At 61.3% G+C, this 23,497-nt stretch carries 16 protein-coding genes and 1 other RNA gene; 6 read left to right on the top strand and 11 right to left on the bottom strand.

Annotated elements, in window-relative coordinates:
* The first annotated feature begins 53 nt into the window (after positions 1 to 53).
* The gene (locus ACFZPT_RS13425; RefSeq protein WP_034099688.1) at positions 54 to 965 is read left to right on the top strand and encodes a DUF2167 domain-containing protein; all 912 of its coding nucleotides are present in this window, start codon (positions 54 to 56) and stop codon (positions 963 to 965) included.
* Between the two features lie 58 nt (positions 966 to 1,023).
* Here ACFZPT_RS13425 and ACFZPT_RS13420 read toward each other — a convergent pair whose 3' ends face one another.
* From ACFZPT_RS13420 to ACFZPT_RS13375, 10 genes are all read right to left on the bottom strand, one after another.
* Positions 1,024 to 1,620 carry a hypothetical protein gene (locus tag ACFZPT_RS13420; protein ID WP_034099689.1) on the bottom strand — a complete coding sequence of 199 codons (597 nt, stop codon included), beginning with the start codon at positions 1,618 to 1,620 and terminating at the stop codon, positions 1,024 to 1,026.
* 1 nt (position 1,621) lies between these two features.
* Positions 1,622 to 2,668 (bottom strand): N-acetylmuramidase family protein, encoded by a 1,047-nt coding sequence (locus ACFZPT_RS13415; RefSeq protein ID WP_099311935.1) that lies wholly within the window; start codon positions 2,666 to 2,668, stop codon positions 1,622 to 1,624.
* A gap of 157 nt (positions 2,669 to 2,825) precedes the next feature.
* On the bottom strand, positions 2,826 to 4,787 hold the full coding sequence (locus tag ACFZPT_RS13410) for a hypothetical protein (protein WP_099311933.1): 1,962 nt from the start codon (positions 4,785 to 4,787) through the stop codon (positions 2,826 to 2,828).
* Positions 4,788 to 4,846: 59 nt separating this feature from the next.
* Positions 4,847 to 5,275 (bottom strand): hypothetical protein, encoded by a 429-nt coding sequence (locus ACFZPT_RS13405; protein ID WP_034099692.1) that lies wholly within the window; start codon positions 5,273 to 5,275, stop codon positions 4,847 to 4,849.
* A 174-nt stretch (positions 5,276 to 5,449) separates the two neighbouring features.
* Positions 5,450 to 5,546: signal recognition particle sRNA small type (gene ffs, locus ACFZPT_RS13400), an RNA gene on the bottom strand.
* A gap of 147 nt (positions 5,547 to 5,693) precedes the next feature.
* Positions 5,694 to 6,860: a putative zinc-binding metallopeptidase gene (locus tag ACFZPT_RS13395; protein WP_034099693.1), complete on the bottom strand. Its 1,167-nt coding sequence runs from the start codon at positions 6,858 to 6,860 to the stop codon at positions 5,694 to 5,696.
* A 119-nt stretch (positions 6,861 to 6,979) separates the two neighbouring features.
* The gene (gene ligA, locus ACFZPT_RS13390) at positions 6,980 to 9,346 is read right to left on the bottom strand and encodes an NAD-dependent DNA ligase LigA (protein WP_099311931.1); all 2,367 of its coding nucleotides are present in this window, start codon (positions 9,344 to 9,346) and stop codon (positions 6,980 to 6,982) included.
* 86 nt (positions 9,347 to 9,432) lie between these two features.
* On the bottom strand, positions 9,433 to 10,296 hold the full coding sequence (gene zipA / locus ACFZPT_RS13385) for a cell division protein ZipA (protein WP_040269103.1): 864 nt from the start codon (positions 10,294 to 10,296) through the stop codon (positions 9,433 to 9,435).
* 292 nt (positions 10,297 to 10,588) lie between these two features.
* Positions 10,589 to 14,077: a chromosome segregation protein SMC gene (gene smc, locus ACFZPT_RS13380; RefSeq protein ID WP_099311929.1), complete on the bottom strand. Its 3,489-nt coding sequence runs from the start codon at positions 14,075 to 14,077 to the stop codon at positions 10,589 to 10,591.
* Positions 14,078 to 14,079: 2 nt separating this feature from the next.
* The gene (locus ACFZPT_RS13375; protein ID WP_034099697.1) at positions 14,080 to 14,739 is read right to left on the bottom strand and encodes a GntR family transcriptional regulator; all 660 of its coding nucleotides are present in this window, start codon (positions 14,737 to 14,739) and stop codon (positions 14,080 to 14,082) included.
* A 279-nt stretch (positions 14,740 to 15,018) separates the two neighbouring features.
* Here ACFZPT_RS13375 and xdhA point away from each other — a divergent pair, with 279 nt between their 5' ends.
* The 4 genes from xdhA (at position 15,019) to guaD (ending at position 21,131) form a co-directional block, all read left to right on the top strand.
* Positions 15,019 to 16,467 carry a xanthine dehydrogenase small subunit gene (xdhA, locus tag ACFZPT_RS13370; RefSeq protein ID WP_034099698.1) on the top strand — a complete coding sequence of 483 codons (1,449 nt, stop codon included), beginning with the start codon at positions 15,019 to 15,021 and terminating at the stop codon, positions 16,465 to 16,467.
* The gene (gene xdhB, locus ACFZPT_RS13365; protein ID WP_099311927.1) at positions 16,460 to 18,859 is read left to right on the top strand and encodes a xanthine dehydrogenase molybdopterin binding subunit; all 2,400 of its coding nucleotides are present in this window, start codon (positions 16,460 to 16,462) and stop codon (positions 18,857 to 18,859) included. The genes xdhA and xdhB overlap by 8 nt, the downstream gene beginning before the upstream one ends.
* A 117-nt stretch (positions 18,860 to 18,976) precedes the next feature.
* Positions 18,977 to 19,819, top strand: coding sequence for a xanthine dehydrogenase accessory protein XdhC (gene xdhC, locus ACFZPT_RS13360; protein WP_040269108.1), 843 nt, complete (start codon positions 18,977 to 18,979; stop codon positions 19,817 to 19,819).
* 7 nt (positions 19,820 to 19,826) lie between these two features.
* Positions 19,827 to 21,131 carry a guanine deaminase gene (guaD, locus tag ACFZPT_RS13355; RefSeq protein ID WP_034138943.1) on the top strand — a complete coding sequence of 435 codons (1,305 nt, stop codon included), beginning with the start codon at positions 19,827 to 19,829 and terminating at the stop codon, positions 21,129 to 21,131.
* A 139-nt stretch (positions 21,132 to 21,270) separates the two neighbouring features.
* On the opposite strand, the gene ACFZPT_RS13350 is transcribed toward guaD, so the two are convergent.
* Entirely contained in the window at positions 21,271 to 22,035 is a 765-nt protein-coding gene (locus tag ACFZPT_RS13350; protein ID WP_015885332.1) for a GntR family transcriptional regulator, read from the bottom strand.
* A gap of 244 nt (positions 22,036 to 22,279) precedes the next feature.
* Between ACFZPT_RS13350 and ACFZPT_RS13345 the strand changes: the two genes are divergently transcribed.
* The gene (locus ACFZPT_RS13345) at positions 22,280 to 23,470 is read left to right on the top strand and encodes a benzoate/H(+) symporter BenE family transporter (RefSeq protein WP_099312263.1); all 1,191 of its coding nucleotides are present in this window, start codon (positions 22,280 to 22,282) and stop codon (positions 23,468 to 23,470) included.
* Positions 23,471 to 23,497 lie beyond the last annotated feature (27 nt).

Raw genomic sequence — 23,497 nt, 5'->3', positions numbered from 1 at the left:
CAGGTTTTTCCGTTATCCTCCCGCGAAATTAATTCAAAATGTAAGGGACTACCGTGAATTACTTCCGCTTGTTGCTTGCGGCGGCTGCTCTGAGCCTGCCCGTCGTACCCGCCTTCGCCGCCGCCACACCTGCACCGGTCGAAGCCAGCGCCGCCGCTGAACCGGCTGAAACCGCCGAACATTTCCTGGCTTCGCTGAAGAAAAAAACCGGCACGGTCACCCTGCCCAGCGGCATCGCCACCCTCAAACTCAACGACGAGTTCTACTACCTCGACCCGGCCGATACCGAACGCCTGCTGACCGACGGCTGGGGCAACCCACCGGGCTTCAAGACCCTGGGCATGATCGTACCCAAAGCCGTTAGCCCGCTGTCCGAGCGTGGCTGGGGCGTGATCGTCAGCTACAAGGCCGATGGGCATATTTCCGACGAGGACGCGGCGAAAATCGACTACGCCGACCTGCTCAAGCAGATGCAGGAAGAAGACGAGGCCGAGAACCAGGAACGCAAGAAACAAGGCTACGCCGGCCTGCATCTGCTGGGCTGGGCCGAGCCGCCGCACTATGACGATACCACCCACAAGATGTACTGGGCCCGCGAGCTGAAAGCCGACGACGCCGATCAGAACACCCTCAACTACAGCATCCGCGTACTGGGCCGTGAAGGCGTGCTGGAACTCAATGCCGTTGCCGCCATGGCCGACCTGCCGACCATCAAGCAAGAGCTGCCCAAGGTGCTGGCCTTCACCAACTTCACCGATGGCAACCTGTACACCGACTTCAACCCCAGCACCGACAAAATGGCCACCTATGGCCTAGCGGCACTGGTGGCCGGTGGGATTGCCGCCAAGGCCGGGTTGTTCGCCAAGATCGGCATTTTCCTGCTGGCGGCGAAGAAGTTTTTGGTCATCGGCGTGGTGGCGTTGCTCGCCGGTATCCGCAAGTTGTTCAGCCGCAATAAGGGCTGAACCCCGCCCATAAAAAACGCCGCCGTGTGCCAGACACACGGCGGCGTTTTTTTGTGGCTCAGTTTTGCGCGGTGGGCGCAGCCAGACGGCTGTACTGGTCCTGGCTGATCCAACCAATGAACGAGCGGCCTTCGGCGTTGACGAACTCGACCTGGGCCCAGCCGTCCTTGTACGCCAGCACACCGACCACGTCACGCTTGACGATATACGGGCGCTTAGCGGCCTTGGCACCCGGGGTTTTCTGCAAGTAAGCCTTGTCGGCGGACACCGTGACCAGGCCGATCCAGTTTTTGCTGGAGGTCTGGCTCAGGTCCAGGCCGGTGGCGATTTCCGGCATCAACACGTTCAGGCAGCCGGGGTGTTGGCGGCCTTGTTCTACGGTCAGGGTCACGCCATCGCCAGACGCTGCGATGCTGCCGGGATAAGCTTCCTGGCCCCAAGTGGTCAGCGCGCCCGGTTTACCCTGCAGGTAAAACGTGCAGCCGCGGGTGACGCCCTCGCCCATTTCTTCGGCGTAGTAGCCTTCGACCTGCTGCTGCGGCGTGACCGCCAGCATCAGGCCTTCATACTTGCCCGAATGCAAAGCGCTGCTGGCGGCCAATGCCGGCACTGCAAAGCACAACGACAACACACCCATCGTCAGAAAACGCGTCATCCTATTTTTTCCCTTCAAGTTTTTCGTAGGCTTTCTTCATCAGGACGTCGTAGTTGCCGTAGTCCTCACCGTTGTAATTACGCGCCATGCCGGTGAAATCCTTGGCCTTCATGGCTTTCATCAACGCTGGGCTCTTGCTGCAGAAACCCAGGAAGGCTTTGAGCTGGTTGCCAGCATTCACTTTCAAGGCGGCCGCGAATTCAAACACGGTCTTGTAACCGCACGATTCGAAGTTGAAGCCCATGATCTGGAACATGCCCCAGGACGCCGACATCAAGGCCGCTTCCTGATCCAAGGCAAACGCAGTAGCCATGGTTTCCCAGGCTTTGACCTGGTCCTTGTTGTTGGTCTGCCACTGCGGCCCGGCCTTTTTCACGTAGGGGTAAGACAGCAGCGGGTGGGCCTGGTCGTAGATGCGCTTGGTGTACTTGCGAAACAGGTGCCCTTCGAAAGCGATCACCGGCAACTTGGCCGGCCCGAACCCCGAACGCCCGCCGGATTCCACGGTGGCGAAGGCCTTGATGATATTGACCGAAATGCCGTTGCCCAACTGGGTGGCGGCGTTCTGGAAATCAGTGTCGGAGAGGGTCATGCCACCGTCGCAAGTGGGCTGCAACATCAGTTGCCGGTTGCGGCGCTCCGCTTCGATCATCGCGCGCATGCGGTCCAAGTACACATTCACCGTAGCCTGCACTGCATCGCCGTGGTTATTGCCGAAGGCATTCAGGAAGGTTGGAATGCGCAGCGTCGGAGAGGCCTTGACCGGCACCTTGACGGCCTCTTCGATCAGACTGTTGAACGTACGACCGGTGGGGTCGATCACGCCGTCGGGATGGGCGTACTTGAGGTGGCGAAACTGATACTGGCTGATGCACTGCACCAACTGGCCGTCGCACTTGCCGTTTTCCGGCAGGGGAAAGCCCATTTTGGGAATGATCAGATTGAATAAATACTGGATGCACTGCACATCGGCGGGCAAGTTGCGGGCTTTACCGGGAGCGCCCACCGAAGCACTGATCAGACGGGGCAACCCTTGCAGGCTTTTCATCAGAGACATCCTTGTTAGTTAAAGAAGTGATATCACTTCAATATCAATGCGTTACTGTTGTCATATTCTGAAACATGCGGCTGGCGGAAACTAGCAAGGCAGTTTTAGGTTGTCCAGAGGGGCGCTCAAAAGTTGTGAGACAACCGAACTAAATCCCTTAATAACCATGAGTCTCACGGGTCTTCTGATACTTGTGGTAATCGATCCACTCGACCACATCGTAAGGCAGATAGAGCTGGCGCCTGGCCCGTGAAATCGCGATATACACCTCGCACAATCGCTGATCGAAGGCATACGCATCCTTGAACTTCACGTTGCTCAGCAATTCCGGGGTGAGCAACACGCAGTCGAACTCCATGCCGCCGGCCTCTTGCGCCAGCATCAGCCGGCAGCGTTTGTCGGGCTCGCCGGCCAGGCGGTTCAGGCGGGTGACATCGGCCACATTGAAGCCTTTTTCCAGCTCATGCTCGACCCACAGGAACGCTTCGTCGAACTGCCCGGCCTCGCGCACTTGCTGCCAGTCAGCCAGGTCGCTGAAATAGGCGTGGGGGCCTTTGTCGGTGTGCTCGGTGCTGTAGAACTGCGGTTTGAACAACGCAATGGCGCTGATCATAAAACGCTCCAGATCGCGCTGCGCCGCGCTGTCGAACAAGGCGAACGGGCAATTGGCCTGCTGCAATTGGATCGCCCACTTCATCGTGTCCCAAGGGGACGCGGTCAACACTACGCAGCCTTCCGGCGGCACGAAGCCCTGGGGGTAATGTTCGATGCCGACATCGGCGTCCCGCGCGCCTTCGAACGGAACCTTGCTCTTCTGCGAATGCACGCTGATCAAGGGGTTGACCAGGCGCTCGACGTTGCGACCGGAACGCACCGAATAGCTGATATCGGTGTGCCGGACTTCACGCTTGCGCCGCACCATCACGCCGGTGGCCAACTGGTATTCGTCGCCCAGGGTGATCAGCACCTGACGGCCGCGCTCGATGATCTGCAGCAACGAGGCCGGGATGTCCTGGCTTTCATCGATCAGCACATGGGTAAACCGCGGCGGCACTTCGCAGCCTTCCAGGCTGGCGCGCTTGATCAACCACAATGTGGCGAACTCGGTCTGGACGACCCACTGCGGGTTGCGCTCCAGGTACGTCCACACGCGGCTTGAGTATTCCAGCAAGACCTGGGCATCCAGGCTGGACAAGGCGTGCTTGAAGTGAGGAAAGTGCCGGGCCGAGAGGCTGTGATGGCTGGAGTCGCAGTAGTTCTCAAGCACCTTGAGGCACACATTCAACGTCGCCTGACCATCGTGGCCGCGCCAACCCAGGATATCCAGGGCTTGGGCCACCGCCTGCTTACTGGGCAACCTGGCCGATGATTTGTCTGCGGTTGGCCGCCCGTTCTGCAACAGCGCTTTGGCAAACGCGGCGAAGGTCGAACCGGCCTTGCTGTCCCGCGTCAGCCCCATGCGCTCGCGCAACGTGGCTAATTTGGCTCCGGTGCGCGCCAGGATCAGGGTTTTTTCCGGGCGCAGACACTCCAGCAACGCGCCCAGCAAGTGGCTCTTGCCGATACCGGCATAGCCTTGCACGTGCAGGTCTTCATTGAGATTGGCGCGAAAGGTACGCACCAGCTTGTCCTGCGCCGGGCTGAGCCAACGCTCGCGGTGCCGGGGAGTGATCATCTGCTGGCTGAAGGGATCGTTGCTGCGCCGCTGGCGGACTTTGTAGGTCACATCCCACTGGCCGTCGGGCAGCAGATAATCACGCGCCGCGACCTCTTCGGCCAGTAACAGGCGCAGGTTGAGGTTTTTGAGCGCATTGATGCCGAAGTACAACTTGCGCGGATCGAACAACCGCCGCGCTTCGGGCAGCAACGCCGCCGTGCCGGACGTCGGCGTGTTCAGCGCCCAACCGATCAACTTGACCAGCACACGCTCGGCGGCGGCACCGTTGAGGTCCGCTGGCGCGGCCTGCGCCAGATTCTGAATGACCAGCACCGCCGCCAGCTCCGGGTCTGTCATGGTGTCCAGGTGCGTGGCACCGTCGGCACCGAGCAAGGCGCTGCAGGTGTCGTCGGTAACCGGCAGGAAAACGGGGCTGGATAAATCGAAGTGTTCCGGTTGCATACATCCTCTCGGCCAGGGGCCGAATGAGGTCAGTCAAATGGATTCAGCGGCTAAGCCTGTCAGGCATCCTGACCGACGCCCACCTCGAATTGATAGCCACCCAGAGAACCCGCCATGCCACCGGGGTAACGCCGTGGCCCGGTGGAGGCCGGGGCGCTGGCCAGTTCAATCTGCCGTTGCAGTTCATGAACGGCCATATCGAGCAAACGCCGCAGGTCTTCGGCGCTGTGGGCGGACACGTCCAAGTGCAATTGGTAGGTAGCGGTGACCGGTGGAGGCTGATCGACGCTCGGCCCAGGGCTCGGCTCGGCAGTACGGACAAACTGCGCACCGCTCATAATCTCGGCGTGCTCCTCGTCCATAAGGTCCAACACCTTCGACAACGCCAGGGTCTGCTCCGGGTGTGCCTGGATACGGTCCTTGATCTCCAAGCGCCGCATCTGCCATTCCCGCAGTTTTTCTCGTGTGAGGTCGTCAACTTTTTCCACTTGCGCTGCCTCCGGTTGCCAGGCAGTGAAGTATGCCACCGATAAACTGCCGAGCTGGCGTGAGTTTTTGGCCGTCGCGACAATGCCACCATGGACTGCTCAAGGGCAGATGGTTCGCAAACAGTTTTTTTGGATATTGGGATGAACAACTAAAGAAGAGCGTTATGGAGGCAACCCCACCAGCCACACCCCGGCACACAATGTTCCCGCTGTGGCTGCTCCCTTCCGGGCCTGACCAGGTTAACGGGTAATCGTTGCGGGGGGACCGATGGGGTCACCATAACGACGCTGGCCTCTCGGCAAGCCGCGCCATTGTACCGATCTCATCGGAAGTTACAACCGTTGGTGACGGATTAAAAATATGAAGAGGTTCAAGCACTTGCCATGGCCCTCAGCATGCCCTTCCCACATGGGTTGATCATTGTGCTTGCAGCACCTCGTCCGCACGGCCGCCCTCTTCCTGGATCACCAGATGGATAAAGTGCAGTTTGGCGATCACCGCCGGTGGCAGTACGAAGGGGTAGAAATCCGGTTGACCCATGCTGCGCGACAGTTCGTTGAGCATGCCGGCCAGTTCGATCCACGCATTGACGAACGCCAGAAACGCCGGACCGCCGGGGTGCGCGGGATCGTAGAGGGTGGCAAGGGGGAATGGTTGGTAATCCAGGTCCATCTCCCGCGCGCTCATGCCGAAGCCTAGGGCGGTATCCACGGCGTCCATCATGTGCAGGTAATGCGCCCAGGTTTCCGCCCAGTCTTCCCAGGGGTGCATGGTGGCGTAGGCGCTGACGCAGGCCTCCTGCCAGTCCGGTCGCGGGCCGTGCTGATAATGCCGGTCGAGGGCCTCGGCGTAACTGGCGCGTTCGTCACCGAACAGTTGGCGAAACGGTTCGATCCAGTGGCTGCCGGCGATTAGGCGATCCCAATAGTAGTGGCCGACTTCATGGCGAAAATGGCCGAGCAAGGTGCGGTAAGGCTCGTGCATCTGCACGCGGACTTTTTCGCGGTGGGCGTCGTCGGCTTCCTTGATGTCGAGGGTGATCAGGCCGTTGGCATGCCCGGTGGTGGGCGCGTTGCCCTCCAGGTCGACACCGATAAAGTCGAAGGCCAGGCCGGTCTCTTCGTCGACGCTCTTAGGCACGACCTGCAGGCCCAAACTGATCAATTGCGCCACCAGGCGGCGCTTGGCGGTTTCCACTTTGCGCCAGCGTTCATGGTTGTCCACGATGGACAGGTCGGGAATGGTGCGATTGAGGCTGCAGGCCACGCACAACGGCGCAGTGCTGTGGGCCGGGATCAGCCAGTTGCAGGCCGCCGGGGTGTCGAGGTTGGCGCAACGGCGGAAGGCCCCGGCGTCGAGATTGCCGTCCTGCAGCCACGTTCCGGCAACGGGCCCGGGCCGAAGGGACGCCAAGCGGCTCTGCTGCGGCTGATAACCCAACAGCGCCGAGCAAGCCAGGCACTGACTATTGCGAAAGAACAGCGGCTGGCCGCAGCGGCATTGCCAGACTTTGCTGTTACGCGAAGTGTCGGCCATGAACGGTGCGGCGATGCGCGAACTGAGTTGCTCGAAATAGCGGAACATGGCGATCTCTCCCTAGGTGACCCAGACTAGATCATTCAGGGCTCGGGATCGTTCCACTTCGCTGCTGTAGGGTTGCAGCGCCGCCCGACGCGCGGCAAGCCCGCGCCCGGCACACGCCATCAGACAGTCACGTTATGCTGGGCAAGAAAGGCAACAAACGCCTCTTCATCCAGCACCTTCAGGCCCAGCTCGGTGGCCTTGGCCAGCTTTGAACCAGCCCCAGGGCCCGCCACCACACAGTGGGTCTTGGCCGAGACGGAACCGGCGACCTTGGCGCCCAGGCTTTCCAGTTTGTCCTTGGCCACATCGCGGCTCATCAGCTCCAACGAACCGGTCAGTACCCAGGTGTGGCCGGCTTCCGGCAAGCCTTCGACGACTTTCTTCGCGCTGTGCCAGTGCATGCCGAAATCCTTGAGCTGCTGCTCGATGGCCTGGGCACGGCGGGCGTTCTGCGGATTATCGAAGAAGTCGCGCACGGCCTTGGCCTGCTTTTCAGGCAGTGCCTGGCGCATGTCCAGCCAGTCGGCCTGGATTACGCCGTCAAGGCTGCCGAACTTGTCCGCCAGTTTCTGCGCGGCGCCAGGGCCGACGCTGGGGATATTGAGCTTGTCGAGCAGCCCGCCCAACGTCGCGCTGGCGGCAAATTCCGCGCTCAGGTCGCCCTGATCCTGCAATTGCAGGCCGCATTCGTCCGGAGAAAGCAACGCACCGATCACCTGCTGGTTATGGCTGTCCTCAAAGAAACTGTGGATCTCGTGCGCCACTTCCAGACCCACGTCCGGCAAGTACGTCAGTACCTCCGGCAACGCCTGCTGCACGCGCGCAAGGGACGCCAGCGAGCGCGCCAACACCTTGGCGGTCTCCTCACCCACATCGGGAATGCCCAGGGCGTAGATAAAGCGTGCGAGGGTCGGCGATTTGCTGTTTTCGATGGCGGTGATCAGCTTTTTGCTGGAGATATCGGCAAAGCCTTCCAGGTCGATGATCTGCTCGTACGTGAGCTTGTACAGGTCGGCCGGTGACGCGATGAGATGTTCATCCACCAATTGCTCGATGGTTTTGTCGCCCAAGCCGTCGATGTCCATGGCGCGGCGGGACACAAAGTGGATGATCGCTTGCTTGAGCTGCGCGCCACAGGCCAGGCGCCCGACGCAACGGTACACCGCGCCTTCGCTGACGGTTTCCTTGCCCTTGCTGCGCTTGACCAGTTGCGTGCGTTCCACATGGGAACCGCACACCGGGCAGCTTTCAGGGATCTGCACCGCACGCGCATGTTCCGGGCGGCGATCGGTGACCACTGAGACCACCTGAGGGATCACATCACCGGCACGGCGGATGATCACGGTGTCGCCGATCATCAGGCCCAAGCGCGCCACTTCGTCCATGTTGTGCAAGGTGGCGTTGGACACGGTCACACCCGCGACCTTGACCGGTTTCAGGCGGGCCACCGGGGTCACGGCGCCGGTACGGCCGACTTGGAATTCCACGTCGAGCAGTTCGGTGAGTTCTTCCATGGCCGGAAACTTGTGGGCGATGGCCCAGCGCGGCTCACGGGCGCGAAAGCCCAGTTCGCGCTGGGAGGCAAGGCTGTTGACCTTGAACACCACACCGTCGATTTCATACGGCAGGCTGTTACGTCGCTCGCCGATGTCACGGTAGTAATCGAGGCATTCCTGAATCCCCTTGGCCAGCTTCAGATCGTGACTGATCGGCAGCCCCCACTTCTGCAACTGCTTGAGGTTGCCGATATGGGTGTCGCTGATATCCGCCGTGACCTGACCGATCCCGTAGCAGCAGAACTCCAGCGGGCGGCTGGCGGTGATTTTCGAATCCAACTGGCGCAGGCTACCGGCAGCGGCATTGCGCGGGTTGGCAAAGGTCTTGCCGCCCACTTCCAGTTGCGAAGCGTTAAGCCGCTCGAAACCGGCCTTGGACATAAACACCTCGCCGCGCACTTCCAGGGTCGCCGGCCAGCCGCTGTCATGCAGCTTCAGGGGGATATTGCGCACGGTGCGCACGTTGACGCTGATGTCTTCGCCGGTGGTGCCGTCGCCCCGGGTGGCACCGCGCACCAGCTCGCCGTCTTGATACAACAGGCTGACCGCCAGGCCATCGAGTTTCGGCTCGCAGCTGTACTCCACCGCCGCGCCACCGCCAAACAGATCGCCCACAGGCAGATCGAGACCTTCAGTAACGCGACGATCGAACTCAAGCATGCTGGCTTCATCGAAGGCGTTGCCCAGGCTGAGCATCGGAATCTCATGCTTGACCTGGGTGAACGCCGACAGCGCCGCGCCACCGACCCGCTGCGTCGGTGAATCCCGCGTGACCAGCTCCGGGTGCTCGTCTTCGAGAGCCTTGAGTTCGTGGAACAGTCGGTCGTATTCGGCGTCCGGGATGCTTGGCTCGTCGAGGACGTAATACCGGTAGTTGTGCTGATCCAGTTCAGCGCGCAGTTCGAGGATGCGGGTATGGGCGGCGGTCATGGGTGTTCTCTCATAAAGCAAAAGAGCAGCCGAAGCTGCTCAAATGGTGGTGCGCTTATTCTATCGACAACGCTTGAGGCCAATCCTCAGCGTTTCTGTGTCAGGGCGCGACGCTCGAACTCGACGATGCGCTGACGGTAGTGTTCGATGGTCTGGGCGGTCAGGACGCTGCGTTGGTCGTCCTTCAGCTCGCCGTTGAGTTCCTGGGACAGCTTGCGCGCTGCGGCCACCATCACATCGAACGCTTGTTTCGGGTGACGAGGACCTGGCAGACCGAGGAAGAAGCTCACCGCAGGCGTGCTGAACAAGTCGATATCGTCCAGATCGAAAGTACCTGGCTTGACGGCATTGGCCATGGAGAACAGCACTTCGCCGTTGCCCGCCATGCTTTCGTGGCGGTGGAAGATATCCATCTCGCCGAACCGCAGGCCGCTTTCGAGAATGTTCTGCAACAGCGCAGGGCCTTTGAAACCGGCGGCGTCGCGGCAGATCACGCTGATCACCAGCACTTCTTCGGCGGCCGGCTGATCGTTGACCGATTGGCGCGGCGCGTTCTTGGCGGCGTTCTCATCGGGGAAATCGTCGTCACGGCTGCTGAAACTCGGGCCTTCATCCACGTCAAGGTTAAGGTCACCCTGATGGGGTTCGGCAACCGCTACGCCACTGCGTTTACCGCGTTTGGACGATGGCTCGCGGGCTTCACGCACCGGCGCGCTCATCGACGGCAGGTCGTGCTCGTCCAGCTGCGGCTCTTTATGGGTGTCCAGCACACGGGGCGGCCCCAGCAGCTCGGCGCTGCCGTCGTCGTCGGGCAGGTTGGACAGGTTACGGTCCAGACGGAATTTGAGCTTGCCCTTGCCACCGCGCATGCGGCGCCAGCCATCAAAAAGAATACCGGCAATGACAATAATGCCGATGACGATCAGCCACTCGCGCAGACCGATTTCCATGTAATCCCGTGCCTCTAATAAAAAATGCTGAAAAATAAGGGGTTTAGCATCGTGCAAACCGCTTTAAAACGTGGCGCCAACTCTATGTTCTGACTGACGTTTTGCCCACGCACACGAAAAATTGACATTAAACTAGCACGACCAAAGATAACTTTACACAGTTGGCGCGAAATGTGTCGAATTGCCAGCTTTCAGGCGTAGCAGGCAATCTCCTACAGCAGACGCCAACTGTGAACCACAGCCCCTGAGCGACAAGCTTCAAGCTGACTCACTTACCGCTTGAAGCTTGCCGTCAGGCGTCCACCATCGCCATCGCCTCTTCCACATCCACCGCCACCAAGCGCGAACATCCCGGCTCGTGCATCGTCACCCCCATCAGTTGATCAGCCATTTCCATGGCGATCTTGTTGTGGGTGATATAGATGAACTGCACGGTCTGGGACATCTCTTTGACCAACCGCGCATAGCGTCCAACGTTCGCATCATCCAGCGGTGCATCCACTTCATCGAGCATGCAGAACGGCGCCGGGTTCAGCTTGAAGATGGCAAACACCAACGCCAAGGCGGTCAGGGCTTTTTCCCCACCAGACAGCAAATGAATGGTGCTGTTCTTCTTACCCGGCGGGCGCGCCATGATCGTCACCCCTGTATCGAGTAGATCTTCGCCCGTCAGTTCCAAGTAAGCGCTGCCGCCACCGAAAACTTTTGGGAATAACGCCTGTAAACCGCCATTAATCTGATCAAAGGTATCTTTGAAACGGTTGCGGGTTTCCTTGTCGATCTTGCGAATTACGTTTTCCAGGGTGTCGAGCGCCTCCACCAGATCCGCGTCCTGAGCGTCCAGGTAGCGCTTACGTTCGGATTGCTGCTGGTATTCGTCGATGGCCGCAAGGTTGATTGCGCCGAGGCGTTGAATCCGCGCGGCAATGCGTTCGAGTTCTTCTTCGGCGTCTTTCTCGTTGGCCTGGGCGGTCAGGGTATTGAGCACGCCGTGCAGGTCGTAGCCGTCTTCGAGCAATTGGTCCTGCAAGGTTTTGCGGCGCACGGTCAGGGCTTGCCATTCCATGCGCTGCTGTTCGAGCTGGCCGCGAATCAACTGGGACTGCTGCTCGGCCTGGGTCCGGCGTTTTTCCGCGTCGCGCAGTTCGCGGTCGGCGTCTTCCAGGGCGATCTGTGCGGTCTTGAGTTCTTCGTCGACGGTCATGCGCTTGTCGAGCAACTCTTCGAGCTTGAGGCGCAGCTCTTCCAGCGGCGCTTCGCCCTCTTCCAGATTCAGGCTCAGTTGTTCGCGCTTTTCGGTCAGGCGCTCGGATTGCATCTCCAGGCGCTCAAGGGCCTGGGCCGTGGACGCGTGCTGGGCCTTGAGCGAGCCCAGGCGCACCGCCAACTGATGGGCGTGGTCTTTGTGCTGGCGCGCTTCCTGGCGCACGCGGTCGAGACGTTCGCGCAGGCTGTCGCGCTGGGCCAGCAGCAGTTCCCGTTGCTCGGTGTCCTGAGCCATGCTGTCGAGGGCTTCCTGCAAGTGCAGGCGCGCTTCGCCGATTTGTTCGTGCTCCAGCGCGCGTTGCTCGCCCATCTCGGCGACTTCTTCGTCGAGACGGGTGCGACGCAGGCTCAGTTGCTCGACCTTGGCCTTGCTCGCCGATAGCTGCGCCTTGAGTTCGCCTTGCTGGCGCGCCTCATCCTGCAAAAGCCGACGCAGGTGCTCGCGGCCGGTCTCTTGCTGACGCTGGGTGGAGCGCAGGGTTTGCAGTTCGGTTTCCAGGCGTTCGAGGGTGGCTTCGCGCTCTTCGCGCTCGGCGCTCAGATTGACGATTTCCTGGCCACGGGCCAGAACGCCGCTTTGCGCTTCACTGGCGCGACGCACGCGCAAAAAGTGCCGGCCGACCCAGTAACCGTCGCGGCTGATCAGGCTTTCGCCGACCGCCAGTTGACCGCGCTGGGCCAGGGCCTGCTCCAGGGACTCCACCGGCCGCACCTGGCCCAGCCACGGCGCCAGATCGATCGCGGCTTCGACCTTATCCAACAAGCTGCCCGGCACCCGCGCACCATCCGCGGCGGGGCTGAGCAAACGCAGATCGCCCTGGGCAAAGCCGGAGAGATCGAAGCCGCCAAAATCGTCCACCAACACGGCTTGCAGATCGGCGCCCAACACGGTTTCCACGGCCAGCTCCCAACCGGCGTCGACCTTCAAACCTTCAGCCAGGCGCGGGCGCTCGGCCAGGTGTTGGTCGCGCAGCCACTCGGCCGTGCCGATGTCCGGGTCCAGCGCGGCTTGTTGCAAGGCTTCAAGGGACGCCAGACGCCCGTTGAGCCGTTGCAGGTCGCCCTGGGCCTGCTGCTGGGCCTGGGTCGCCTGTTGCAGTTGCTGGCGCAGTTGCTCCAGGCGCTCGACTTGCTGCTCTTCGCTGGCTTCGAGTTCTTCCAGGGTCATTTCGCTTTCGGCCAGTTGCTCGCTGAGCGCCATGATCGCTGCATCTTCCGGGTCGGCGGCGAGCAGCACGCGCTCTTCCTGCAAGCGGCGCTGGCGCTCGGCCAGACGTTCCATACTGGTTTCCAGTTGCTGGATGCGCGACTGCTGGACTTCGGCCTGGCGGCGCGGTTCGGCCGATTGCAGGTTGAAGGCGTCCCACTGTTCCTGCCAGCCGTGCATAGTGGTTTCGGCTTCTTCCAAGGCGGCGGCGGCTTCTTCGGCGGCGGCGCTGGTGATCTCCTGCTCAGGGGTGAGCATGTCCAGCTCTTCGCCGAGGGTCAGCAGCAAGGTGCGGTCGTGGCCCAGGTGGGATTCGGTCTCCAGGCGCGCGCGCTCGGCTTCCTTCAGATCGTCCTGCAATTGGCGCAGACGTTGCTGGCCGTGCTGGATGCTCTGCTCGACCCGGGCGATATCGCCGCCCACCGAATAGAAGCGGCCCTGCACCAGATTGAAGCGCTCGGACAGATCGTGGTGCCCGTCGCGCAGGCGTTCGATGCTGGCGTCGGCGTTGCGCTGCTCGGCCACCAGCGCTTCGAAGCTGATTTCCTGGGTGCCGATGATCGCTTCGCGCTGGCCCACTTGATCGTTCAAGGCTTGCCAGCGCAGGGCCGACAATTGGGCCTTGAGCTGGCGCTCTTCGCCCTTGTATTCCTGATACTTCTCGGCGGCCTGGGCCTGCCGGTGCAGGCGCTCCAACTGGCGCTCCAGCTCTTCGCGCAGGTCGGTCAGGCGGGCGAGGTTTTCGTGGGTGCGGCGGATGCGGTTTTCGGTCTCGCGGCGACGTTCCTTGTACTTGGAGATGCCGGCCGCTTCCTCGATAAAGTTGCGCAGGTCCTCGGGCTTGGCTTCGATCAGCTTGGAGATCATGCCCTGTTCGATGATCGAATAGCTGCGTGGGCCCAGGCCGGTGCCGAGGAAGATATCGGTGATGTCGCGACGGCGGCACTTGGTGCCGTTGAGGAAATAACTGTTCTGGCTGTCGCGCGTGACTTTGCGGCGGATGGAGATTTCCGCATAGGCCGCGTATTCGCCGATCAGGGTGCCGTCGGAGTTGTCGAACACCAGCTCGATGCTGGCCTGGCTCACCGGCTTACGGCTGGTGGAGCCGTTGAAGATGACGTCGGTCATCGACTCGCCGCGCAGGTTCTTGGCCGAGCTCTCGCCCATCACCCAGCGGACGGCGTCGATGATGTTCGACTTGCCGCAACCATTGGGCCCGACCACCGCCGCCATATTACTGGGGAAGTTCACCGTGGTCGGGTCGACGAAGGATTTGAACCCCGCCAGTTTGATGCACTTGAGCCGCACGTTTAGACGTCCGCCAACGCTGCGATAACCAGCGAGCAACTGCGCTGACCGTAGGCCGACAGCACCTGGCGGATCTGCGGCAAGTCACGGGCCAGCACGGCGGCGAGCAGTTGCTCGAACAGCGCCAGGTACTCGCTCATCTCGGCCTTGCGCTGGTCCAGGGCCAGGTAATAGGCGCGGTTCATCGCCGGCTGCAGGTTTTCGACGGTTTCCTGCAGGTACGGGTTGTTAGCGAAGGGGTACGCGGCGCGCATCACATTGAAGCTTTCTTCGACGAACGCGCGGATGTCCTGACGTTCGAAATTGCTCACCAGACGCTGCTGGATCTGCACGAACGGCGCCATATCGGCCTGGGTCTGCCAGCCTTGCGCCACCGCATTGCCGAGCAGGATGTACAGCTCGCCCATCAACGTGCACAGGCTTTGCACCTTATGCGCGGTGAGTTCGGTGACGTGGGCGCCACGGCGCGGCAGGATCGCGATCAGGTGCCGGCGTTCAAGGATCAGCAAGGCTTCGCGCACGGAGCCGCGGCTGACATTGAGTGCCAGCGTGACCTTCTGTTCCTGGATGCGCTCCCCAGGCTTGAGATCGCCGCGAATGATACGTTCGGCGAGGTGGTGAGCGATCTGCTCGGCGAGACTGTCCGGCGCCTTGAACGTCATGGGTTTCCTTCAAAATCGTCTATCGGTACAAGCGCGGCAGTGTAGCGCATTGGCCCGCTGATGGCGCTACGCCCACTGTCGCGAATTGGCATGAAATAAGCAGCTCTGCCTGTCTACACGCCGCCAAAAACGCCGGTTCCAGAAGACTGAACCATAATTGAATGGGTTGTGACCGCATTTTCTTGACCCTTAGGTCAGAAAACAATTGACCGAAAAGTCAGACATGACTAGATTCGGCCCACAGCGGTTAACAACAATAATGAGTCTGCGAGGCCTTCCGTGATCCAGTTTTTACTCAACCAGGAACTCCGTAGCGAGCACGCCCTGGACCCCAACCTGACCGTGCTCAACTATTTACGTGAGCATGTGGGCAAATCCGGCACCAAGGAAGGCTGCGCCAGCGGCGATTGCGGTGCCTGCACCGTGGTAGTCGGCGAGCTGCACAGCGATGCTCAGGGCGTCGAGCAGATTCGCTATCGCAGCCTCAATTCGTGCCTGACCTTCGTTTCGTCATTGCACGGCAAACAACTGATCAGCGTCGAAGACCTCAAGCACCAAGGCCAACTGCACAGCGTGCAACAGGCGATGGTCGAGTGCCACGGCTCGCAATGCGGGTTTTGCACCCCCGGTTTCGTGATGTCGTTGTTTGCCCTGCAAAAAAACAGCGACGCCCCCGACAGCGCCAAGGCCCATGAGGCCCTGGCCGGCAACTTGTGCCGCTGCACCGGCTACCGGCCGATTCTCGCCGCCGCCGAACAGGCCTGCTGCAACAAGCCCGCAGACCAGTTCGACAGCCGCCAAGCCCAGACCATTGCACGCCTTAAAGCCATCGCCCCGACCCAGACCGGCGAACTCAACAGTGGCGATAAACGCTGCCTGGTGCCCCTGACCGTGGCCGACCTGGCAGACCTCTACGACGCCTATCCGCAAGCCCGCTTACTGGCCGGCGGCACCGACCTGGCGCTGGAGGTCACCCAGTTCCACCGCACGCTGCCGGTGATGATCTACGTCGGCAACATTGAAGAAATGAAGCGCATCGAGTCGTTCGACGACCGCCTGGAAATCGGCGCCGCCACCCCGCTCTCCGACTGCTACGCCGCGTTGCACCAAGCGTATCCGGACTTCGGCGATCTGCTGCACCGCTTCGCCTCCCTGCAGATCCGCAACCAGGGCACCCTGGGCGGCAATATCGGCAACGCCTCGCCGATCGGCGATTCGCCGCCGCTGCTGATCGCCCTGGGCGCGCAGATCGTGCTGTGCAAAGGCAACACCCGGCGCACCCTGGCGCTGGAGGACTACTTCATCGATTACCGCGTGACCGCGCGCCAGGACAGCGAGTTCATCGAGAAAATCATCGTGCCAAAGGGCCATACGCTGTTCCGTGCCTACAAAGTCTCCAAACGCCTGGATGACGATATTTCCGCGGTCTGCGCCGCGTTCAACCTGACCCTCGACAACGGTGTGGTCCAAGCCGCCCGCGTGGCCTTCGGCGGCATGGCCGCCACACCCAAACGCGCGCGGCACTGCGAGGCCGTGCTGGTGGGCGCGACTTGGAACGCCGCCACGGTCGAGCAAGCCTGCGCCGCCCTCGCCGAGGATTTCACCCCGCTGTCGGACTTCCGCGCCAGCAAGGAATACCGCCTGCTCAGCGCGCAGAACCTGCTGCGCAAATATTTCATCGAGCTGCAAACGCCGCATATCGAGACTCGGGTGACCGCTTATGTCTAACCATCACGCCGTGGAAAAAACCCAGGCCGAGCTGGCCGAACTGTTCGCCCAGGACTTGACCAGCGGAGTCGGGCGCAGCGTCAAGCATGACAGCGCCGCCAAGCACGTATCGGGGGAGGCGCAGTACATCGACGACCGCCTGGAATTCCCCAACCAGTTGCATGTGTACGCGCGTCTGTCCGACCGCGCCCACGCCCGCATCCTCAGCATCGACACCGCCCCCTGCTACGCCTTCGATGGTGTGCGCATCGTCATCACCCATGAAGACGTGCCGGGTTTGAAAGACATCGGCCCGCTGTTGCCTGGCGATCCGCTGCTGGCCATCGGCACTGTGCAGTTCGTCGGCCAGGTGGTGCTGGCCGTCGCCGCCCGCGACCTGGAGACCGCGCGTAAAGCGGCGATGGCGGCGGTGATCGAATACCAGGACCTGGAACCGGTGCTGGATGTGGTCGAGGCCTATCGCAATAAACACTTCGTGCTCGACAGCCACACCCACCAGCGTGGCGATTCGGCGGGCGCGTTGGCCGCGGCTCAACATCGCATTCAGGGCACGCTGCATATCGGCGGCCAGGAGCACTTCTACCTGGAAACCCAAATCTCCTCGGTGATGCCCACCGAAGACGGCGGCATGATCGTCTATTGCTCCACGCAGAACCCCACCGAAGTACAGAAGCTGGTGGCCGAAGTGTTAGACGTTTCGATGAATAAAATCGTCGTGGACATGCGTCGCATGGGCGGCGGGTTCGGTGGCAAGGAGACCCAGGCCGCCAGCCCGGCATGCCTGTGCGCGGTGATTGCCCACCTGACCGGCCAGCCGACCAAGATGCGGCTGCCGCGGGTCGAAGACATGCTGATGACCGGCAAGCGCCACCCCTTCTATATCGAATACGACGTGGGCTTCGATGACACCGGTCGTCTGCACGGCATCAATCTGGAGCTTGCCGGCAATTGCGGCTGCTCGCCGGACCTGTCGAACTCGATTGTCGACCGCGCCATGTTCCACGCCGACAACTCGTATTACCTGGGCGATGCCACGGTCAACGGCCATCGCTGCAAGACCAACACCGCGTCCAACACCGCTTACCGGGGGTTCGGCGGCCCGCAAGGCATGGTTGCCATCGAAGAAGTGATGGACGCCATCGCCCGCCATCTGGCGCTCGACCCACTGGCCGTGCGCAAGGCCAACTACTATGGCAAGACCGAGCGCAACGTCACCCACTACTACCAGACCGTCGAGCACAACATGCTCGAAGAGATGACTGCCGAACTGGAAGCCAGCAGCCAATATGCCGAACGCCGCGAAGCCATTCGTCGCTACAACGCCCATAGCCCGATCCTGAAAAAAGGCCTGGCGCTGACCCCGGTCAAATTCGGCATTTCGTTTACCGCCAGTTTCCTCAACCAGGCCGGCGCGCTGATCCATGTCTACACCGACGGCAGCATCCACCTGAACCATGGCGGCACCGAGATGGGCCAGGGTTTGAACACCAAGGTCGCCCAGGTGGTGGCCGAAGTGTTCCAGGTCAGCATCGAACGCGTGCAGATCACCGCCACCAACACCGACAAGGTGCCCAACACTTCGCCGACCGCCGCCTCCAGCGGTGCCGACCTGAACGGCAAGGCCGCGCAGAATGCCGCCGAAACCATCAAGCAGCGCCTGGTGGAATTCGCTGCGCGCAAGTACGACGTCAGTGAAGCGGATGTGCAGTTTCATAACGGCCATGTGCGGGTGCGCGAGCAAATCCTGACCTTCGAGGCGCTGATTCAGCAGGCGTATTTCGCCCAGGTCTCGCTGTCGAGCACCGGGTTCTACAAGACCCCGAAAATCTTTTACGACCGCAGCCAGTCCCGTGGCCGGCCGTTCTATTACTACGCGTTCGGCGCGGCGTGTTGCGAAGTGCTCGTCGATACCCTGACCGGCGAATACAAGATGCTGCGCACAGACATTCTTCACGATGTGGGCGCTTCGCTGAACCCGGCCATCGACATCGGCCAGGTGGAAGGCGGTTTCATCCAGGGCATGGGCTGGCTGACCATGGAGGAACTGGTGTGGAACGACAAAGGCAAATTGATGACCAACGGCCCGGCCAGCTACAAGATCCCGGCGGTCGCCGACATGCCCCTGGACCTGCGGGTGAAGCTGGTGGAAAACCGCAAGAACCCGGAAGACACGGTGTTCCACTCCAAGGCCGTGGGTGAACCGCCGTTCATGCTCGGCATTGCCTCGTGGTGCGCGATCAAGGATGCGGTGGCGAGCCTTGGAGGTTATCGCCATCAGCCGAAGATCGACGCGCCGGCGACACCCGAGCGGGTGTTGTGGGGTTGCGAACAGATGCGCCAGTTGCAGGCGGCGACAGCCGTTGAGACTGAAGCCGAGATGGCTTCGCTCTAGATCGAGGTGCTGCCATCGGGGGCAAGCCCCCTCCCCCATAGTGATCTGCGAATGCTTTCAAATGTGGGAGGGGGCTTGCCCCAGATAGCGGCCTGACAGACATCACTAGAGGTGACTATGAACAACTGGATCAGCGCCCTCGCCGACCTGCAGAACCAGGGCGAACCTTGCGTCCTGGTGACCATCATCGAAGAACTCGGCTCCACGCCACGCAATGCCGGTTCCAAGATGGTCATCAGTGCGTCGCAAACCTTCGACACCATTGGCGGTGGGCACCTGGAATACAAAGCGATGCAGATCGCCCGCGAGATGCTCGCCCGTGGCCAGCAAAACACCCATCTGGAGCGCTTCAGCCTGGGCGCGAGCCTGGGCCAGTGCTGCGGTGGTGTCACCGTGCTGCTGTTCGAACCCATGGGCCAGGTGCAGGCGCAGATTGCGGTATTCGGCGCCGGCCATGTGGGACGCGCCCTGGTGCCGTTGCTGGCGAGCCTGCCGTGCCGGGTGCGCTGGATCGATTCGCGCGAGCAGGAGTTTCCGCAACAGATCCCCGAGGGCGTGCGTAAAATCGTCAGCGAAGAACCGGTCGACGAAATCGCCGACTTGCCGGTGGGCAGCTACTGCATCGTCATGACCCACAATCACGCACTCGACCTGGAACTGAGCGCCGCGTTGCTCAAACGCAACGATTTCGCCTATTTCGGCCTGATCGGCTCGCAGACCAAACGCGTCAAGTTCGAACACCGCCTGCGCGATCGCGGCTTCGACGCCGCCCAATTGCAACGCATGCGCTGCCCCATGGGCCTCACCGAGGTGAAGGGCAAATTACCGGTGGAGATCGCCATTTCCATCGCCGGCGAAATCATCGCCACTTACAACGCCAATTTCGGCCAGCACAACGCCAGCGCCGAACCGATTGCCAAACTGCTGCCGGTGTCACGCCGCAGCCAAGCGACCCATTGAGAAGACCATGCCTTTGACCCGCAAAGCCTACCGCGCCGCCATCCTACACAGCATTGCCGACCCCGCCGAGGTGGGCATCGAAGCGTCCTATGAGTATTTCGAAGACGGCCTGCTGGTGATTGATAACGGCCAGATCAGCGCCCTCGGGCACGCCAGCGAATTGCTGCCGACGCTGCCGGCCGATATCGACGTGACCCACTACCAGGACGCGCTGATCACCCCCGGCCTGATCGACACCCATATCCACCTACCGCAAACCGGAATGGTCGGCGCTTATGGCGAACAGTTGCTGGATTGGCTCAACACGTACACCTTCCCCTGCGAAAGCCAGTTCGCCGACAAGGCCCATGCCGAGCAAGTGGCGGATATTTTCATCAAGGAACTGCTGCGCAACGGCACCACCACCGCATTGGTGTTCGGCAGTGTGCACCCGCAATCGGTGAACGCGTTTTTCGAAGCGGCGCAGAAACTCGACCTGCGCATGATCGCCGGCAAGGTGATGATGGACCGCAACGCGCCGGACTATCTGACCGACACGCCCGAGTCCAGTTATCAGGACAGTAAGATGTTGATCGAGCGCTGGCATGGCAAAGGCCGGCTGCACTATGCGGTCACGCCACGTTTCGCCCCCACCAGCACGCCGGAGCAATTGACACTGGCCGGGCAGCTGCTGGGGGAATATCCGGATCTGTATATGCAGACCCACATCAGCGAGAACCTGCAGGAAGTGCAGTGGGTGAAGGCGTTGTTCCCGGAGCGCAGCGGCTACCTGGACGTGTATGACCATTACAAGCTGCTGGGCGAGCGCTCGGTGTTTGCCCACGGCGTGCACCTGTGCGACGACGAATGCGCGCGCTTGGCGCAAACCGGCTCGGCGGTCGCCTTCTGCCCGACCTCGAATCTGTTCCTGGGTAGCGGCCTGTTCAACTTGCCGATGGCCGAGAAGCACAAACTGAACGTTGGCCTGGGTACCGATGTGGGCGGCGGCACCAGTTTCTCGCTGCTGCAAACCTTGAACGAAGCCTACAAAGTCATGCAGTTGCAGGGCGCGCGGTTGAGCCCGTTCAAATCGCTGTACCTGGCGACCCTGGGCGGCGCGCGGGCGCTGCGCCTGGAAGACAAGATCGGCACATTGCAACCGGGCACGGATGCGGACTTCCTGGTGCTGGACTACAACGCCACACCGCTGCTCAGCTACCGCCTGAAGCAGTCGAACAGCATCGACGAAACGTTGTTTGTATTGATGACCCTGGGAGATGACCGCACCGTGCTGCAGACCTATGCCGCCGGCCAACGGGTGCACCAACGCTGATCTTGGCACCAGCACAAAACCAATGAGGGAGGGGGCTTGCCCCCGATAACAGAGTGTCAGTCACTGCATGAGGTGACTGTTCCACTGCTATCGGGGGGCAAGCCCCCTCCCACATTTTGTCCTTGGCAAACCAGGAAAATTACAGCTTTATCGAGGAACGCCCAGGCTTCTTGGTCTGCAACAGATGCGAGAACACCGCATGCAGATCATCCGACGCGCTCTCTTCATCGAGGTTGAGCTTGCTGTCGATGTGATCCATGTGATGCATCATCAGGTTCACCGCCAACGCCGCGTCGCGGGCTTCGATGGCATCGATCAACTGGGTGTGCTCATCGTAGGAGCAGTGGGAGCGGTTACCGCTTTCGTACTGAGCGATGATCAACGAGGTCTGGGACACCAGGCTGCGCTGGAAGCTGATCAGCGGTGCATTCTTTGCCGCTTCGGCCAGTTTGAGGTGGAATTCGCCGGAAAGGCGGATACCGGCACCACGATCACCACGGGAAAAACTGTCGCGCTCGTCGTTGACCATCTGGCGCAACTCGGCTAGTTGCTCGGCGGTGGCGTGCTGCACCGCCAGCTCGGTGATCGCCCGCTCTACCAGGCGACGGGCCAGGAACACCTGACGCGCTTCTTCGACGCTCGGGCTGGCCACCACCGCGCCGCGATTGGGCCGCAGCAATACCACGCCTTCATGGGCCAGGCGCGACAGGGCGCGACGAATGATGGTGCGGCTCACGCCAAAGATTTCCCCCAGTGCCTCTTCACTCAACTTGGTTCCAGGCGCCAGGCGTTGTTCAAGGATGGCCTCGAAGATATGCGCATAGACAATATCGTCCTGGGTTCCGCTGCGACCGGCCTTGCCGGCTCGCGGTTGTTTCTTGAGAGGTTGCAACTGTTCGTTCATGGGCACTCGGGTTTGGAGAACGGCGGCGAATTATCGGTGATACGGCGACTTTACGGTAATACGGCAACAGCGGGTCGCTGGCAAGTATCCGCTAAAAACAGCGCACATTGTACACAACCCAACAGGCCAACACACTGTACGGCTGTTTGCGCCCTCGGCTGTATTGCAATGCGTCGTTACGTTTGAGTTTAGGCTTGAATCTGCGCCTTCACCGGCAAACCCCAGGTAAAAAGGAACAGCGTTCATGACTGACGCCACCCAAGCGCCCCTGCGCCCACTGGCCGACACTTCCCCTTCGGCGATTGTCGCCGGCTTTATTGCCATGATGACCGGCTACACCAGCTCCTTGGTGCTGATGTTTCAAGCCGGACAGGCCGCAGGTTTGACCACGGCGCAGATCTCCTCATGGATTTGGGCGATTTCCATCGGCATGGCGGTGTGCAGCATCGGCCTGTCCCTGCGTTACCGCACGCCGATTACCATCGCCTGGTCCACCCCCGGCGCGGCGCTGTTGATCACCAGCCTGGGCGGTGTCACCTACGGCGAAGCCATCGGCGCCTATATCACCTGCGCGGTGCTGGTGACGCTGTGCGGGCTGACCGGCAGCTTTGAAAAACTGGTCAAGCGCATTCCGGCGTCACTGGCGGCCGCGTTACTGGCCGGCATTCTGTTCAAGATCGGCAGTGAGATTTTCGTCGCGGCGCAGCATCGCACCGGCCTGGTGCTGGGGATGTTCTTCACTTACCTGATCATCAAGCGCGTGTCACCGCGCTATGCCGTGCTTGCCGCGCTGATCATCGGCACCCTGTTGTCGGGCGCGATGGGGTTACTGGATTTCAGCGGGTTTCATCTGGAAGTCGCCACGCCGGTGTGGACCACCCCGCACTTCTCGCTGGCAGCCACCATCAGCATCGGCATTCCGCTGTTCGTGGTAGCGATGACCTCGCAGAACATGCCGGGCGTGGCGGTGTTACGTGCCGATGGCTATAACGTGCCGGCCTCGCCGCTGATCACCGCCACCGGCCTGGCCTCGTTGGTGCTGTCACCGTTCGGCTCCCACGGCATCAACCTGGCGGCGATCAGCGCGGCCATCTGCACCGGCCCCCACGCCCACGAAGACCGTAACAAGCGTTACACAGCAGCGGTTTGGTGCGGTGTGTTCTACGGCATTGCCGGGGTGTTCGGCGCGACACTGGCGGCATTGTTCGCAGCGTTGCCCAAGGAGCTGGTGCTGTCGATTGCGGCGTTGGCGTTATTTGGCTCGATCATCAACGGCTTGAGCATTGCCATGAATGAACCCAAGGAAAGGGAAGCGGCGCTGATCACCTTTATGGTCACCGCGTCAGGCTTGACGTTGTTTTCCATCGGCTCGGCGTTCTGGGGGATCGTGGCGGGGGTGTTGACGCTGTTGATTCTAAATGGGCGCAAGGCCTGAGTTTTCAAAGCCCCAAACGAAACAGCG

The organism is Pseudomonas sp. MD330_10 (assembly GCF_042610415.1).
GTDB lineage: Bacteria > Pseudomonadota > Gammaproteobacteria > Pseudomonadales > Pseudomonadaceae > Aquipseudomonas > Aquipseudomonas rhodesiae.
Note: the sequence above shows the minus strand (reverse complement) of the source record. Positions and strands in the feature narration are given on the sequence as shown.